The sequence below is a fragment of the Pedobacter psychroterrae genome (assembly GCF_004331695.1).
Classification (GTDB): domain Bacteria; phylum Bacteroidota; class Bacteroidia; order Sphingobacteriales; family Sphingobacteriaceae; genus Pedobacter; species Pedobacter psychroterrae.
In genome coordinates this window covers 51,419-68,718 of record NZ_SJSL01000003.1, presented here as the reverse complement: position 1 = coordinate 68,718, position 17,300 = coordinate 51,419, and the positions used below count along the sequence as shown (strand labels likewise).

General features: G+C 42.5%; 9 protein-coding genes. 1 reads left to right on the top strand and 8 read right to left on the bottom strand.

Annotated features, from left to right (window positions below; genetic code table 11):
• Window positions 1–13: 13 nt before the first annotated feature.
• Window positions 14–343, top strand: a complete 330-nt coding sequence (locus EZ437_RS14080) for a DUF3276 family protein (RefSeq protein ID WP_131596698.1) — start codon at window positions 14–16, stop codon at window positions 341–343.
• A 66-nt stretch (window positions 344–409) separates the two neighbouring features.
• Here the strand turns inward: EZ437_RS14080 and EZ437_RS14075 are convergent, their stop codons facing one another.
• The 8 genes from EZ437_RS14075 to EZ437_RS14040 form a co-directional block, all read right to left on the bottom strand.
• Window positions 410–1,588, bottom strand: coding sequence for a multiheme c-type cytochrome (locus tag EZ437_RS14075; protein WP_131596697.1), 1,179 nt, complete (start codon window positions 1,586–1,588; stop codon window positions 410–412).
• Window positions 1,589–1,601: 13 nt separating this feature from the next.
• Window positions 1,602–3,377 carry a cellulase family glycosylhydrolase gene (locus tag EZ437_RS14070; protein ID WP_131596696.1) on the bottom strand — a complete coding sequence of 592 codons (1,776 nt, stop codon included), beginning with the start codon at window positions 3,375–3,377 and terminating at the stop codon, window positions 1,602–1,604.
• Window positions 3,378–3,413: 36 nt separating this feature from the next.
• The gene (locus EZ437_RS14065; RefSeq protein WP_131596695.1) at window positions 3,414–4,835 is read right to left on the bottom strand and encodes a glycoside hydrolase family 30 protein; all 1,422 of its coding nucleotides are present in this window, start codon (window positions 4,833–4,835) and stop codon (window positions 3,414–3,416) included.
• Window positions 4,836–4,885: 50 nt separating this feature from the next.
• Complete coding sequence (locus tag EZ437_RS14060) at window positions 4,886–6,355, bottom strand: glycoside hydrolase family 30 protein (protein ID WP_131596694.1); 1,470 nt, start codon at window positions 6,353–6,355, stop codon at window positions 4,886–4,888.
• A 56-nt stretch (window positions 6,356–6,411) separates the two neighbouring features.
• Window positions 6,412–7,950 (bottom strand): RagB/SusD family nutrient uptake outer membrane protein, encoded by a 1,539-nt coding sequence (locus EZ437_RS14055; RefSeq protein ID WP_131596693.1) that lies wholly within the window; start codon window positions 7,948–7,950, stop codon window positions 6,412–6,414.
• A gap of 12 nt (window positions 7,951–7,962) precedes the next feature.
• A complete protein-coding gene (locus EZ437_RS14050; protein ID WP_131596692.1) occupies window positions 7,963–11,160 on the bottom strand; it encodes a SusC/RagA family TonB-linked outer membrane protein in 3,198 nt (1,065 codons plus the stop codon).
• A 203-nt stretch (window positions 11,161–11,363) separates the two neighbouring features.
• On the bottom strand, window positions 11,364–14,285 hold the full coding sequence (locus EZ437_RS14045; RefSeq protein ID WP_131596691.1) for a ligand-binding sensor domain-containing protein: 2,922 nt from the start codon (window positions 14,283–14,285) through the stop codon (window positions 11,364–11,366).
• Window positions 14,286–14,366: 81 nt separating this feature from the next.
• A complete protein-coding gene (locus EZ437_RS14040; RefSeq protein WP_131596690.1) occupies window positions 14,367–17,258 on the bottom strand; it encodes an outer membrane beta-barrel protein in 2,892 nt (963 codons plus the stop codon).
• Window positions 17,259–17,300: the final 42 nt, after the last annotated feature.

The window sequence follows — 17,300 nt, the reverse complement described above, 5'->3', positions numbered from 1 at the left end:
AGCTAAAGCAACCATGGGAGAATTTGACAACAAAGAGAGAGAAGAGGTTTTTTCAAAAAAAGTAAGAGCTGGAAAGAGAACTTACTTTTTTGACGTAAAAGCAACCAGATCAGGAGATTACTACCTTACATTAACCGAAAGCAAGAAAAGGCTTGAGGACGGAGTGTTTGTAAAGCATAAAATCTTTTTATACAAAGAAGATTTTGAAAAATTTGCTGAGGGTTTGAACGAGACTGTTGAGTACATTAAGAATCATCAGGAAGTTATAGAAAAACGTTATGAATACTCCGAAAATCATGAAGGTGTAGGAACAAGAGTCCAAAACGACGACTTCTCGTTTTAAAAATAACTAATCTCTCTTTTACTCAAAAAAGAGGGATTTTTTTATGTCCTATCCTTTTGTCGAATTTTAGTATACCGCTATGCGGTGGGTGTGCAACTGATAGGCACTTTTCCCTTCATGTCCCGCCTGCTGAAAAGTAATAACTTTTGAAGCCTTGAGCGGCATATGACAATTTATACAGTTTGTGTTTACCATAGCATTGCCCAGTGTTTTTTTGCTATGTTTTGCAGTTGGATGGCAGGATATGCATTTTTTTGAATATGCGATCAAATTGTTGTCTTCAGCTTTATGGGCATTATGACAACTACCGCAGGTCATATCATTGCTTTTTATAAAACATTGGCTCCCTTGCAGCATACCAATCTGATTGCCATGCACATCCGGTTCTGCCGAGGCGAATGAGCCCGGGTTGTAATGGTAATACTCCGCAATATCATCCCCTGGCTTGAAAGCAAAAGACGACTTAAGTGATTCAACATCATTCCCGGAATGACATACTGCACAGGCATCAATTTTTTGTTTTCGGGTAAGGTCTTTATATAGCTTTACATATTTAGGTGATTTATCATCAGGGTTGTTGATGTGGAATTCAACATGCTTACCCGCCGGCCCATGACAGCGTTCACAGTCGATGCCATATATAATTGATTTTCTATCGAAACTGTTCTCAATAGATAAAGAGCCCGTTTGAACATTCGTAGCTTTTGCATAGGATGTATGGCATTCCAGACAGCGCTTTCCTATGGCCTGTAAAAACATGCGGTTTGGATATCCAGGACTGTTTGTCCATTCATTTATGCTTCTGAAATAAGTAAGCTGGAGCTGGTTAAGCCTGTCTTCTCTCCAAAAACCATATGTGTGTGCATGTTTTCCTGATCCTATGGCGATGTCAAAGCGTCTGGCAGGGCCTTCTTCTCCATCATAGTACGGCACCTGATACATACCGTCCTTTCTTTTTTCTATCACTATTTTAAGGTGTTCATCAAAAGAAAACCCAGCCGACTTAGGACCACCTCCCCCCTTCACAACTTCATCTGTAGTTACTGGCCAGGAGGTATGTGTATGGGGATCTTTCAGGTAATCACTGTATGCTTTTTGATGACATTGTTTGCAGGTCTCCGCTCCGGCAATTGACAATTCCGTTGCAGCAACCTTCTCTTTAGGTTTTTCCATACACTGGGAAAAAAGAAACACAAACATTCCTATACCGCTAAATATCAGTAATAAACGCTTTTTTCCTTTCATGTTTGTTAATTAGTTATTCTACAAACCGAATATAACTAAAATTAAAACTACTCCCAGTAGAGAATATACGTATTTTATGTTTGCCTGCAGAAAGTCTGCTATTTCTAAATTCTAGTTCTTTAAACTGAGTTAATCCGTCTGTGTTAGGTAGTTTAACCGCCTCCGCAAATAGCTTCCCGTTCAAGGTTGCGGAAACAGCCGCATCAGAATCGGCAGTAGCAAAATTTAAAACGAGCTTGTAATCCCCTGCTTTTGCTACATCGATGGTATATTGCAACCACTCTCCTTTTTCAAAATTAGTCACATAATAATTGTCTCTGCCGTTAGCATCCCTACCTATGTCTACACCATCATTCCTATATACACGCCCCCTGTTACCGGGTGTATTTTTACCGGTGGAGACATGATAATCTGCAGTATCAAGATCAAAATAAGCCGCTCCATTAATCCCCAGATCATAATCAACAGACTGAACCACAGCACTCCTGTTTATTTTGTTGACTTTAAACGGCTTTGTCTCTGCGGTAAAAGGCTGGCGCATCATTGCGTCAATCACATCTTTGTGAATGATGGTATTTTCAAGCCTAACGTTTTCCGCCAGTTCTTTTAACCCCTTATATACACTATCTGCAGCGGGCTTGTCCTCATTTCGGCTAATAAACCGAAGCACCTGATCATAGTTCTTATTAGACCTTACTTCCATAGGATTATTGAAGCCGAGCTTTTTTAAAGGCCACCATGCCCAGCCGATGTTATTCTTTTCAAATAACCGAATGGCTTCGGTAAACCAGACATTTGAATTTTCCCCTGTTTCACCCAGCCAGACAGGGATGTTGTACTGTTCACGCATTTTAATCATATTTTCTGCAGAACCCTGGTCATTGTATGACCAGTATTTATGAAAACTGAGCACCATATTATCATCCCATTGAGGCAAAATACCATTGTAATTGTTTCCCCATCCATTTCCTTCAATGATCACCATGTGCTTTTTATCGACTTCCCTAATTGCGCTTGTAATGTCTACCATCAGCTTCTTTAATGGAATATTTCTTTTTTCTTTCGTTCCATTTTTGTCGCCTGTCGGATCATCAAATCCCCAGTTTGGCTCATTAATGATGTCATATGCACCAATCCAGGGTTCATCTACATAGCGTTCAGCGATTTTCTTCCACAGGGCGATTGTCTTTTTCTGATTGGCCTCACTGTCCCATAATGAAGGCTTGGATGGGTCTCTGTCAGAAATATTGAGATCGTTGCCCTGTCCTCCCGGCGCGGCATGAAGGTCAAGGATCAGGTACATTTTATTTGCTTTGCACCAGGCCAGCAGGCTGTCTGTCATCGCAAACCCTTTCTCCAGCCAGGTGTCCTGCCCCGCTACCGGTTCTTTATCAACCGGTAGTGTATACAAATTGTAATGCATTGGCAGTCTTACTGAATTAAAACCCCAGGCTTTCATCGAGTCTATATCAATTTTACGGGTATGATTGGCCAGCCAGAGATCATAAAATTCCTGTGTACGCTCCGCACCTATCAAATTTTCAAACCTTTCACGAATCCGATATTGCTGTCCTTCATTGTTAATCCTTAGCATGTACCCTTCCTGCAGCATCCAGCCTCCCAGCCCCACGCCCCTCAACAATACGTTCTCACCTTTTTCATTCACGATCTTCTTTCCATCGGCTTTCAAATACCCCTGCGCATGCAATTTAGCGGAGGGCAGTATTGTCAATCCGCAAACAATAATTGCGGCAGTTGTTATGGTATATATCAATTTTAGAAGAGGCATTTATGTTTGCTTTATATTATAATTCTCATGATTTATTTACCACACGATGGTGGCTGCTGCACCAGCATTCAAACTGGTTGCCAAGGTATTTTTATCCGCCCGGACAGTAAAGGATTGCGGACTATCGCTGGTGTTTAATACGATAAGCACTTTCTTTCCATCAGGTGTTTTAAAGGCGACATTAGGCAACCCTGTTAGCAGGTTAGACGCAATCCGCACTGATCCGGGCCTAACAAATTTTGCTGCATGTGCAATGATATAGTATGCCGGATTACGCTTTACTTCATTACCGTCAATGGTTACTGCCCCAAGGCAACGATCGCAGCCACCCCTGTCGGTATGCGGATCATTATTGCTGTTGGCGGCGAGGTTCCATTCCAGTACATTCCTGCTCCAGTTGCGCGGAGCGCCAATGATCAGTTTGCTGATGTGGTCCACAAAATCCCTTTTCAAATTTCCAGGAGCACCGACCCATTGTTCAGTAAAATAGATATGTTTGTCGGGATGTGCCTCATGTACCTGTTTCAGCGCATCTATTTTTCCTCCATACAAATGAAAGGCCGACCCGTCTATATATTTCTTCGCTTCGGGATCATCCAAAATAGAGATCGGATAATCAGGACGGTCAGCATTGTGATCATATATGATTATTTTGGTATCCAGGCCAGCTTTCTTAAAAACAGGGCCAAGGTGGTTCTTAATGAAAATTGCCTGGTCTTGTGCCAGCATTAGCAGACTAGGGTTATTTCCAGGGTGCAAGGGTTCATTTTGAATAGTTACTGCATCAATCCTAATTCCTTCAGCCTTCATGTGCTCAACGTATTTTACAAAATATTTGGCATACGCATCATAATATTCCAGCTTTAAACTTCCTCCTCTTGTATCTCCGTTCGTTTTCATCCAAACCGGTGGCGACCAGGGAGAACCCAGTATCTTAATGTTGGGGTTTATAGCAAGAATCTCTCTGAGTACCGGTATTATATCTTTTTTATCAGCGCCAAGGTCAAATTTTTCCATCTCCGGATCTGTTTCACCTGCCGGAAGATCGTTGTACGAAAAAACCTTTTCATTTAGATCTGAGGCACCAATACTAAGTCTGATATAACTGGTACCGATATTGGCTCCGTCAAATGCAAAAAGTTCTTTTAAAAGTGCAGCCCGCTCCGCATTACCCATTCCAAAAATGTGCTGAGCACTGCCTCCGGTCAGCGTATAGCCAAATCCGTCTATGGTTTGATAACTGGTCTTTGTATCGACTACAATTTCCTGTGGGCCACTATTTTTTGCCTTTGTGATTTTCAGCGGATCCTGTCTGCTGAACAAAATTTTATTGCCGGGATCGGTTAGCCATAATTCTGCACTTTTCTGCGCCTGAACGGGTATAACACCCAGACAGAGCGGTAAGCAGGCAAAAAAGAACTTTACATTTCTGCCTATAGCGTTAAGATTGATATCCATTTAATTGGTTATGTGTTTGGTTGCAACATGCAAGATAACAGAAAAGGGGATTATTCGATAACAAAAGTACTGATAGAATGAGCCAGGCTTTTTACAGCTGCCGACTGTCCGCCTATCCACAGATGATATGGCAGTTCCTGATTGCTGGTGTTCATTACTATGACCACGACCTTACCGTCTGAATTGATAAAACCTGTGGTCTGCAACAGGTCCCTGCTTGACGAAGAAATGATCCGCTTTGCACCCGGTCTGATGAATTTTGAAAAATGCCCCAGATAATAATATGCATTCGTATAGATTAGCTTACCAGTCCTTGTGTCGGCATGGATTGGTGCAAAGCAAAAGTTCCCTACATGATTGGGACCGCCCGTTTCATCCAGCAAAATATTCCAGTCAGTCCAGGCTGCTGTTCCGCTATTAAAATCGTTGATCATGGAGTGACCATACTTTTCTCCAAGCGACCAATTGCCGATGCTGTCCAGATTGAATTTCTCCTGGCAGCCCTCAGTAAAGATCAGCTCTTTATCAGGGAAAGCTTCTTTCACCCGTCTCAGGTTGTCAAACAACATGGAACTTTTGGTCCAGGTCTCATACCAGTGAAAGCCTATCCCCCAAACGTATTTTGCGGCTTCCGGGTCACTTAAAATGGTAGACGCTCTTTGATAGATCAGGTCCCGGTTGTGATCCCATGCTATCAGCTTCTTATCCTTCATTCCCTCCTTGTGAAGTGTAGGGCCTAAAAACTCTTTGATAAAATCGCGTTCCTCTCCGGCAGTAAAAATGCAGGATTCCCATCTTTGTTTCGCCATCGGCTCATTCTGAATCGATAGCCCCCAGACAGGAATGTTTCTTTTCTCGTATTCCCGTATAAATTTTATATAGTAGCTGGCCCATGCTTGTCTGAATTCAGGCTTTAACTTACCGCCTTGAAGCATATCGTTATTGTCCTTCATCCAGGCTGGTGGCGACCAAGGGCTTACATACAGCAGCAATTTACCTCCCGCAGCAGAGATGGCTTGCTGGATCATCGGAATTTTAAACTTCTCATCATGTGCGATATCAAAAGTTTTCAACTCCTTATCATTATCCGCTACATAAGTATAGCTTCCTGAAGAGAAATCGCAGCTGTTTATATTGGTTCGCGCCAGCGTATAGCCTATCCCATTTTTCTGATCAAAATAGGCAGTTAAAAACTCCTTTTGAGTTTCCTGCGATAGTTTGGCAAAAGTTTCTGCAGAAGCATCGGTTATTGCCCCTCCTATCCCTGTCATGGTCTGAAAGGTCTTTCCTGGATCTATAAATACTGCTGGTTCTGTTTCCAATGGCTGAGGAGCGGGTTTAAACTCCAGCACACCATATTGAGTAATCCGCAGGTCTGAGTTTTGAGCGGTGGTATATACGATGATCTTTTTGTTATTTAGGGAAAATGTTTTGGCGGCTGCTTCATCTTTTTTGTCTGCAGGAGATGTACAGGCAAGAAGCGCAGACATAAAGATAATTGATGGATAAGGTCTTTTCATTTAATGATTTTTTAAAAAAAGGGGCGTGTACAATACCCGCCCCTGAGAACGCATTTTTATTTACTTCCGCCCCATTCTTTATTTTGTTCAATTTTGGTATTGTTCAGTTCATTTTGAGGGATTGGAAACACTTCATGCTTGCCGGCTACAAAGCCCTTTAACGGGCCTAAAACTGCAGCAGCCTTTCCCCACCGGATTAGGTCTAGCCACCGGTGTCCCTCGCCTGCGAGTTCAAGCCTCCTTTCCTTCTCAATGGTCTCCAGTGTCACTGGTACGGGACTCAGCCCCACTCTTGCTCTCACCGCATTTAAAAGCTGATATGCTCTGGAACCCGCGCCTACTGCAGCATTGCTGCTCATTAAAGCCTCAGCTTCCAACAGGTATGTATCCGCCAGACGGATTTCATAAGTATTGTACCCAAAGTTCAAATCCACTACAGATGAAGGTACTGTGGTACGGGTAGATACCCTTCCGGCAAACTTCTCAAGGAAATAACCCGTGTTCTGGTAGCTGTTTTGGTAATTTGCAATTCCATTGCTCTTCAGACTGTCTAGATTGGCCACTGTCGCCTGGTTGCGCGGATCATAATGGATCAGATCGAAAAGATTTTTGGTGATGATCAGGAAACCATATCCTGTATGGTAATCGGGAGCACCCGGTTTTAGGGTAGCATAGCCCCTGGGACCTGAGATGATGCTAAGCAAGTTCCCTTCGCCGGCACCGGCATCATTCCAGGAGCCTTGTGAGCTGGCACTGTGGGTAACTTCTAAAATAGATTCAGAATTGAACTTATTAGCTGGCTTCCATAAATCCGAAAAATTATTGATTAATTTGTAACCATAGGTTGCATTTACCTGCCCTGGCGTACTACCATTTACAATCGCAAGTTGCTCTGCCGCCTCGCTGTACTTCTTCTGCCATAAATAGACCTTCCCCAAAGTAGCCTGCGCGGCACCCTTAGTAATTCTTCCTCCCTCAGCCAGTACTACAGTAGCAGGTAAGTTTGGAATCGCCTCAGTCAGGTCCTTTTCTATAAAGGTATATACGTCCGAAGGATTGCTTTGTGCCACATTGTAAAGGTCCTTTGGGTCTACCACACCGTCGATAATTGGAATGTTCTCGAAGAACCTCAGCAGGTCAAAGTAAAATAGGGCACGCAAGGTTTTGGTTTCAGCAACAAAGCGGTTCTTTTGTGCTTCTGCCATAGGTATATCTGCGATCTTTGCAAGCAGTGTATTGGCCCTGAAGATGCCTGAATAGCCTCTGTTCCAAAGATAACCCTGGGGACCTACATTGGCACTTAGCGAATAATTAGACACTACCTGCAGATCATTGATATCGGTGGCACTACCACCACCGGCAAAATGATCATCTGACGCAACGTCCATGATGGCGATCTTGTCGTACAGGCCGCTTGCCTGGAAACCGAACCTGTCATAAACCGACACGAGTGCCGCGAAAGCATCCGCTTCAGTTTTGTAATAGTTATCCAGAGTGATCCTGCCACTTGGGTTTACTTCAAGGCTATCTTTACAAGAACTTGTGAGCTGTATGGCCAATGCGACTACAGCAAGATACATATATTTCTTTTTCATAGTTATTTACAATTAAAATCCAACATTCAAACCAAACAGGAAAGTACGGGCCTGCGGATAAACCCCGCGGTCAACACTATATACTGCACCGCCACCTGAATCAGCACTTACTCCCAGTTCAGGGTCATAACCAGAGTATTTAGTAGAAGTAAACAAGTTTTCGGCCAGCACATATACCCTTAGCTTCTTGATTTTGACCTTATTCATTATTGAAGTTGGGAAACTATAACCCAGTTGCAAGGTCCTCAGGCGGAAGTAGTCGCCATCTTCCAGATACAGACTCGTGAACCGGGTGTAATTATTAGTAGCCTCTCCTTCAGATAGCCTTGGAAGTTTAGCCGCAGTATTGGTGGGCGTCCAGGCATCCAGGTATTTCTCCTGATAGTTTGAGGTGGCGATATCTAGTCTTCTCAATCCCTGGAAAATCTTGTTACCGCCCGCACCGCTTCCAAATGCAGTTAAATCAAAGTTTTTATAACCAAGATTCAACGTAAGGCCATAGCTCATTGTCGGATTTGGATTACCCAGATAAGTCCGGTCATCTCCATTGATGGTATTGTCTTCTTGCAGGTTGGCATACTTCAGATCTCCGGGTTTAGAATTCGGCTGTAATTTTGTAACGCCATCCGCACCCAAGTGGGCATCAACTTCGGCCTGGCTCTGAAAGATACCAAGCGTTTCGTAGCCGAAGAACTGGTTGTATGCCCGATCCAATCCAGTACGGGTGATATCTCCCAGCGTTTGAAAAGTGGCATTGTTATCGTTTAGAAAAGTAGTGCCCGCAATCAGCTTGGTTACCTTATTTTTATAAAACGACACATTTCCATTCAGACCAAAATCAAGTTCTCCAAACTTCTTTCTATAACCCAATTCAAATTCAAGCCCCTTATTTTCTATATCAGCGATATTTTGGGCAAAGCTCCCATATCCCGCATATCCTGGAATAGGTGGATTCTGCAATATTCCCTTGGTTTTTTTATTGTAAACATCGACCGTCAGAGAAAGATTCTGTAATAATGTCGCATCAAAACCTATATCAAGCTGGCTTGTCTCTTCCCATTTCAAATCCGGATTAGCAGGTGCTGCAGGACTATATCCCAATACGATCGATTCTACGTTGCTGGTTCCGAATGTATAGTTCCGCTGTCCGCCGGCATCAACCAATGGCACAAACGCGAAATCACCAATACCGTCATTTCCTGTAACGCCGTAACTGGCACGGATCTTTAGAAAATTAACCACGCTGTTTTCAGGAAAAAAAGACTCCAGGGTCGGCACCCATCCTACAGAGGCTGAAGGAAAGAATCCATATTGATTGTTTGCACCGAATCTTGACGAGCCGTCACGTCTGATGAGGGCAGTAAAAAGGTATTTCTCATCGTAGTTGTATTGGATACGCGAAAACAGGGAGTTGATCCTGTGATCAGTACCGTCTCTACCTTCACTGGTACGATTGGCCGGTAGCGTAGGGAAACGGAAAGATGCCTCGTTAAATCTTGTAGCCGGAATGTTAGAATATGTAACAGTGGTACCCCGGGCATTATTGTCTTTGTATTCACCATGGCCCACTAGTAAAGTAATATTGTGCTTATTATATACATGGTTATAGGAAAGTGTATTTTCCAGATTCCAATTGATCAGGTAGTTGTTTACCCGCTGAAATGAATTGGGCTGAATAGATGACGAAGTATTAAAATACGTGGTCGGATTAAACGAGTCGCCTCCATAAAATGAAAGTTTAGTACCTAAAGAAGAATGAAACTTAAGCCCTTTTATTGGTTCCAGATCCAGGAAAACATTTCCGATAATGTTATGGTCCCAGCCATAATTGCCTAACCTGCTTTGTATGTAGGCAAGTGGATTTCTCATCTCATTGGCTACATATGGAGAAACGCCATAAAAACGGCCCTGAGAATCTCTTAGTGCAGCTTTGTAAGCAGCAGAGGCGGGGGCACCACCAATCGGTGCGGCAGGAAAAAATGCCGCTTGGCTAGCCGGATCGGTTATGATTGCCGGAGTAATCGGATCCAGGTTTATAGCCGAACTTAATACACCCCCGTACTCACGGTTGGTCTCTCCAACGCCACTGTTCACGCCGTGTGCGTAGCCCAGATTCTCTCCAAAACTGATCCATTTGGCAGGTTTGTAAGTAGAGTTGATCCTCACATTTGCGCGGTTGGCTTTAGAAATAGGCGATGCCACAATTCCTTCAATGTCATAGTAAGAAAATGAACTGAAGAAAGTAACTTTCTCATTTCCACCACTTACATTAAACTCATGAATTTGCTTGTTAGCACTGTTATTGAATGCAATATCCTGCCAGTCAGTTCCCTCACCCAGTGAGGCAGCATCCGGAAAAGGCAGTGGTTTACCCGCATTAGCTGCATTATTGGAGAATGCCTGGTTCCTCAGCGTAGCGTACTGGGTAGCATTTAGGAGGTCCAGTTTTTTTGCCGGTGCCTGAGTGCCGAAATAGTTACTGTAATTGATGTCAATAGCACCTGCTTTTCCTTTTTTGGTTGTGATGAGAATAACTCCTGCGGCCGCGCGTGTACCGTAGATGGCGGCCGATGCAGCATCCTTTAATACTTCCAGTGATTCAATATCATCCTGATTGAGATAGCCTATACCACCATTGTCGATCACCACACCATCTACCACCCAAAGAGGCTCATTTTTGCCATTACCAAAAGAGGTAAAACCCCTCAATCGCACCGTAGAAGCCGCACCTGGCTGGCCTGAATTAGAAGCTATTGTAAGACCTGATGTTCGTCCCTGCAATGACTGTTCAATTCTTGTCACAGGCTGGTTATCCAGATCAGCGGCCTTTACACTAGATATTGCACCTGTTACTACGCTTTTCTTCTGGGTGCCATACCCTACTACCACCACTTCGCCCAATGCTTCCGCATCTTGAGCCATCTTGATCTCGAGTGGGCCGGGAGAGGTTACTGAAATCGTTTTCATAATCATGCCGACTGATGATATCACCAGCTTTGCCCCGATGGCGACCTGGATCGAAAAATTCCCTGAGGCGTCTGTTGACGTTCCAATGTTAGTGCCTTGTACTTTAATAGTGACCCCCGGCAATGGAGTCCCATCTGACTGATCTGTGATTTTTCCAGTTACATTAACGGTCTGCGCCATCATAGCGGCAGGTAACATCAGCATAATTGCGATCAGAAAAATTTGTGTAATTCTTTTGCTCATACAATAAGTTTTAGGATTTAGTATTTGGTTATTTACGTTGTTACCATTAGGTTTCAACAGTATCAAAGCTATAAGCCTATTGTTATTGTTGTACAAAACACCTCCCCTACACAAACCCTACAATCAAGGATCATTTCCTAAAAAATTGAAAACACAGACCCTACATTACCCCTACAAAATAATGTAATACACTATTAATCAATCTATTTAATTTGTCTTCCTTCTGCTAATCGTGAAATGGCATTTAGGAACTCGAATAAATTTATCTCAGGTTGAAGATGAAGCTTCTTTCTTAACCTGTAACGGCCCACCTCGACGGCCTTGATGGTTATATTCATTAGCTGCGCTATCTCCTTGGTAGAAAGATTCATTTTTAGATATGCAGAAAGCTTGAGTTCATTTGGGGTTAGATCCGAAAATTTGTCTTTGAGTTCGTTGAAAAAGTTGGCGTTTACGTTGGTAAAATGCATGGTAAAATTATCCCAGTCCTCATCGCTTTTCTCCACATCCCTTATTAATCTGATCAGGTGCCGGAAGCTGGGTGAGCTATCATTGATATCGTGATTTTTTAGCACAGTAGAAATCACCTCTTTGATCTTTGCCAATACTTTTCCTCTTTGCACAAGGTGCATGGTCATAGTAGACAGTTCCCTGTTCTTGTAATTGACATCAGCTTCAAGCTTTTCATACTTTAGTCTGACGATTTCCTGCTCTGTGCGGTCCATCTCCAACTGATGGAGGTAACTCAAACGTTCCTGAGCTTTAAGATGCTTTTTCTTCTGCCATTTAAATACCAGGTAAAGAATCATAAAGGTGCACATCATATAAAACATGTACATCCAGATCGTCTGATACCATGGTGGTAAGATTCTGAAAGCATAACTTGCCGCCAAAGATTCATTCCCCAGGTTATTCCTGGACTTTACTTTGAAAATGTAACTGCCAGCAGAAAGGTTTGTATAATCCTTTTCCGTTTTTTGTCCCCATGGCGACCATTTCTTATCAAAGCCCTCCAGCTGGTAACTGTATTGGATGTTCTTTTGAAACTCAAAGGAAGTGGAGGCATACTCAAAATGCATGGAATTAAATTCATGTGCCAGCTCCATCAGAGTCGTTACATCCTGCTTATCAATGATTTTACTGTCTTTAACAAAATACCCGCCAAAGATCAGACTGTCCTTTTTTCCAAATAACTTAACAGACCCTATCAGCATATCAGGTCTGGATATATTTGCCAGGTATTTTGCGTAGTTTATGTGATACGCTCCGTTATTGGCTCCAATAAAAACATTCTCATCATTCAAATAATAAATGGATTCAAAGCCTCCAACAACTTTGCCATCGAGTTGAGAAAGGTAATTGAGGGAATACGGCTTGCCGCCAGCAGGTCTCATAAAATCAAGAACGCCCACCCGCTTATTAGATACAAACCACAAATTTCCATTTGGATCTTCCTTTAGGTATTGAATAGACATCCCTTTAAGTGTCTGATTAATCAATTGAAATTGAATAAACCGGTTTTTGAGGGCATCATATTCGTACACTCCATTTTCAGTAGCCACTACAATTCTATTTTTAACCTTAAATACATAGTTATATAGATGAGAGGGTAGTCCGTCTTGCTTTGTAAACAGGGAATATTTACTAACTGACCGCTTATCGGCAGATAATTCGATTTTGAATACACCATGATATGGGTGCGATGCCCATAGATGGTTTTCCCCGTCAAAAACTATGAATCTTAGCGATTCTGCTATTCCTGTGACCTTTCCCTTGTCATAAAATTTACCGTTTTCAAATTTGATGTGCTGCAATCCCAGATAGGTGCCAGCAATGATTTCATTTGATGGAAATACATCAGAAACTGGCTCGAATAGCCAGGTACCTGGCATTGCATTAACCTTGCGGGCCTCATAATTATCAATCGTGAAAAAGCCATCCTCATGCCCCATCAACAACTGATTGTTCAGTTCATTCAGATTCCACACCTGACCCTTCGTATGTTTTACCTCTTTAAAAGAGCCTTTTGAATCACTGAGATCTGCTATTTTGGAATCCACATTTGCAGCATACAGACCATTGGCGGTCCCAATGTACAGCTTGTCACCAAATACGCGTATTGCATAGGAAGTAGTCTGTTTTGTTTTGTCAGGAAAAACAGTAGTTACCGGGCTATTTATTGCGATGAAATCTATCCCGTCATCCAGCGCCAGCCAGAGATTTTTATCTTTATCTGTGTAGCATGCCCGCACATTGCTACTTTGCAGACCATCCTTATACTTGTATTCCTGTAAGGAAACTCCTGATTTATTAATTATAAAAATTCCTCCTGAGGTTGTGCCCACGACGAACCTGTCCTTGTCCAGCTTCTGAACGAAATATACCCTGTCATTGTAAAATGTAGCGTCAAGACCGGTTTTTTTAGGAAATAGCTCGCCTTTGTGCAACAAAAACAATCCCGATTTCAGGGTAGAGACCAGTAGCGTATCCTTGTGATACTCCACGATGGAAGTGACTGCTGAACTCCTCAACACAGGATCATCACAGTACTGCTTCCAAATCCCCTGATCATAAACTTTCAATCCTCGTCCCCTGGACTGCGCAAAAACCAGCCCAATGCCCTTTCCAACAAAATCCCAGCCCACCTCAGCCTTGTAGGTCTTGATTATTCCGTCCTTATAGAGCAATATCACATTGAAGGCCCTAAAAAACACTTGCTTTTCAGAGATGCAAACATTCCATACATCTGCAAATTTTCTATATTTCTGAGGAATGAGTGAGGTTAGGGAATGGTACTGCAGTAATCCTCTTTTGTCAGGAAAAAAATACCCTATCTCGTCTTGTCCGCCTACGAAAATTCTATTCTCTTCATCAATTTCTACTGATCTTACCGAAGTAAGATTAGGAAGCCGGTATCGGTCCCAAAACTGTCCGTTGAATGCCAATAGCCCTTCGTTATTACCGAAATACATTCTTCCGGATTTATCCTGTGCCACATCCCAATTTTGAAGACCGCCTTTGTACTCGTCCCTGTTATAATTAATTATTTGGGGCGTACCAATCTGGGCAATGCTGTCTAAAAATGAAGAAAAAAGAAGGAAAATGGCTATCAGGGTTTTACTCATAATAGGGCTAAAAGAAAAATCCGTATTTGGTTGTTGCCCAAATTACGGATTTTCCATTAATATTATAAATAAAGGTGCTGGTTAATAAAAACTACCGTCGCCTCTGCGTCTCATATCTCCTCCCCCGCGTGGCTGTGCACCGGTCCATTTTTGCAGGCGCATGCTTAATCGCAGCATAAAGTACCTGCTCAATGCATTGGATTTGGTATCAGTATAACCACCATTGTCATTGAAATCACGGCTCACAAAATTATTCTGGTTGAATAAATCAAATGCCTGAAGCGAGATCTTGCCTCTGCGGTTAAACACTTCCTTTTCAGCATAAAGGTTCATTACAAAAGGGTTGCTGGTTACGTTTGCGTCGATACCAGTTACGTAGTTTTTACTCGCACTATAACCTAACAGATAGGTTTCTCCAATATACATTCTGCCATCTATGTTCAGCGCAAGCGTATTTGTCTCGGTATTTCTGAAATTCGGCAGCGAGTTGACCGACTTAGTATAATTATAAGATACATAAGGATTCACTTCAAACCATTCCACCGGGTTAATTCTTGGACCAAAACGCTGGATAAAGGTCTGCACATCATTTACGTTCAACTGATTGTTGGTCATTGACAAACGGTGATCAAGATTGACCCTTCCACTTAAAGACAGGTTATACTTTCTATTGTCCAGCTGCTTGCTGACCGAGTAGTTTGCATCAAAACGACGAGAACCACCTATATTCTGAAACCTGGTTTCTGTGATATATACAGGCTTGTCAGAAGGACTTGTCCTTACACTCAGGTCTTCTACCTCCACATTATTCCTGATTACTGCATTATCCGTAAATGAATAGTTCATATTGAATGAATAATTCAGTTTAGCATTGGCTATATAATTGTTATAATCACCTCTGATGGAGTGATTGAAAGTAGCCAACAAATTTGGATTACCTATTATTGGATTTTGCGGATTCGTTACATCTCTCACTGGCTGGATCTGATCAAAAGAAGGTTCCTGAGCATTTCCTGAATAATTGAAGGAAATCTTATGTTGTCTGGACCACAAATATTCAAAACGGGCAATCGGGATTGTATTTAAGCTCTTTCTATTGGTAGTAGTACCCAGGCTCACTTTAGTACCAGACAGTACTGCAGGCACTGCAGTTACCCCCAATGAAAACCTGAATTTAGACATGCTGCTCAAGCCATAACGAAAGTTTACTGCAAAACGTCCCTGTGTAAATGAATAGGCATAAATATTACTTAGGGAATCAATTACCTGCGAGAATCCCGATGGAGTTATGTTTCTTGTGGTAGCACTGTTGTCATAGCCATTATAGTTTACCTGCGCATTAAATTCAAGCTGGGTATTGGTCGACAATGGTTCAGCATAGGTCATGCTTCCCCTGTAATTGTCCTGAAGGTTCTTACGGGCAATTATCCTGTTTACTGCCGAATCTTTTTGTATGGTCTCTGCATCACTTGCATAATAAATGATGTCCTGATCCTGTTGCTGGTCAGCCCTATAGTCATTGCTGTTTAAGTCGGCTTGTACAGAAAAATTCCTTCTTTTATTTCCGAAAGTATGCTGATAAAATATTGAGGCACCAAGTTCAGGTCTCGTATTGGTCGTATTATTATTCGTAACGCGGTCCTGCATAATCAAACCTCTCTGTGTATTATTTGAAAACCGGCCGGTTGCAGAAGAAGTATATCGCAACGTAGGTATGAATCTTAAGAAATTGCTGGTATCAAGTTCGGCTTCTAGTTCCAGTTTAAAACCGTGGTTTTTGTTATTATTATTACTCTCACTGTCGCTTGTTGTAAAAGTCTCGCCGAGTGAACTGTTATTCAACGAGGTACTGTTATTTAATGCATTTACATCTGTAGCCCTGTAGTCATAGTTTAAGTTCATTTCTATTTTTTTACCAAGCCTTTCGCGCAAACTGAAAGAACCGTTTCCTGAAGTAGTGGTACCACCGCTACCTCCACCGCCAGTCTGTCCACCACCGCCCTGGCCTCTTCCACCACCTTCATTTCCACCGCTGCCAGCCACACCGTTGATGGTATTCCTGAAATTACCATTCAGGCCAATCTGCTGATTGCCATTGATGCGCGTGGAAAACAAACCTGCCTCATAGCGGTCATTGTTGCCCGCGGCACCATTTAGATTTACCATATTACCCACAGACTTATCTGTTCTGGTAGTTATGTTTAATGTCTTAGTCGCTTCACCGTCTTTAATCCCTGTACGTGCAGCCTGATCGCCATAATCATCCACAATCTGTATTTTATCTACTATTTCTGCCGGCAGATTCTTAATGGCATTTGCAAGGTCTCCTCCCAGGTATTCCTTACCGTTCAGTTTAGCCTTAGTCACTTCCTGTCCCTGGTGGACCAGAGAACCATCCGTACCAACTTCCATGCCTTCCATCTTTTTCAGTAATTCATCCACCGTGGAATTGGCCCTTACCACATAGTCACTTGCCTTATATTCCACGGTATCCGTTTTGTAAGTAATGGATGGTGTTCCGTCTATTACCACTGTATTTAAAGTATTTGATTCCTCCTTTAGTACGATTGGGTCCATTACAATCCGCGGAAGCAGATCATTTTGCTTAAAGCGCATAGGGGGCGTATTGGTGTAACCGATACTGGTCACGAGAATAGTATAAGTAGCCGATTTTACGTTCTTAAATACAAATATACCATCGTTATTAGTACTCGCTTTTAATGTATCCTTTTCAGAAGTAAGGCTCACAGTAGCCCCAATGACCCCGAGGTCGGTACTATCTTTGACAATACCACTTATTTCCCGTGTAGGGAGTGGAGGCGGAGGATCTTGCTTAGGTCTGTCCTGAGCAGAGGCAAGTATACTTAAAAATACCAGAAATATAAGCGTGGCAGTTGTTATCAACTGCCTTAAATAGCAGGCATTAAGAATTGGGTTCAGCCTGATAGCCCTGACCTGGTAAGTTTGATTCATTTGTGTGTAATATTGAGTTGTGTGTTTATTTAGATAATGAAA

What these genes read in the sequence shown, in the direction of transcription:
- EZ437_RS14065 (WP_131596695.1), bottom strand. Translation starts at nt 4,835, where the DNA reads ATGGATATCAATCTTAACGCTATAGGCAGAAATGTAAAGTTCTTTTTT.
- EZ437_RS14055 (WP_131596693.1), bottom strand. Translation starts at nt 7,950, where the DNA reads ATGAAAAAGAAATATATGTATCTTGCTGTAGTCGCATTGGCCATACAG.
- EZ437_RS14045 (WP_131596691.1), bottom strand. Translation starts at nt 14,285, where the DNA reads ATGAGTAAAACCCTGATAGCCATTTTCCTTCTTTTTTCTTCATTTTTA.
- EZ437_RS14040 (WP_131596690.1), bottom strand. Translation starts at nt 17,258, where the DNA reads ATGAATCAAACTTACCAGGTCAGGGCTATCAGGCTGAACCCAATTCTT.
- EZ437_RS14080 (WP_131596698.1), top strand. Translation starts at nt 14, where the DNA reads ATGGGAGAATTTGACAACAAAGAGAGAGAAGAGGTTTTTTCAAAAAAA.
- EZ437_RS14075 (WP_131596697.1), bottom strand. Translation starts at nt 1,588, where the DNA reads ATGAAAGGAAAAAAGCGTTTATTACTGATATTTAGCGGTATAGGAATG.
- EZ437_RS14070 (WP_131596696.1), bottom strand. Translation starts at nt 3,377, where the DNA reads ATGCCTCTTCTAAAATTGATATATACCATAACAACTGCCGCAATTATT.
- EZ437_RS14050 (WP_131596692.1), bottom strand. Translation starts at nt 11,160, where the DNA reads ATGAGCAAAAGAATTACACAAATTTTTCTGATCGCAATTATGCTGATG.
- EZ437_RS14060 (WP_131596694.1), bottom strand. Translation starts at nt 6,355, where the DNA reads ATGAAAAGACCTTATCCATCAATTATCTTTATGTCTGCGCTTCTTGCC.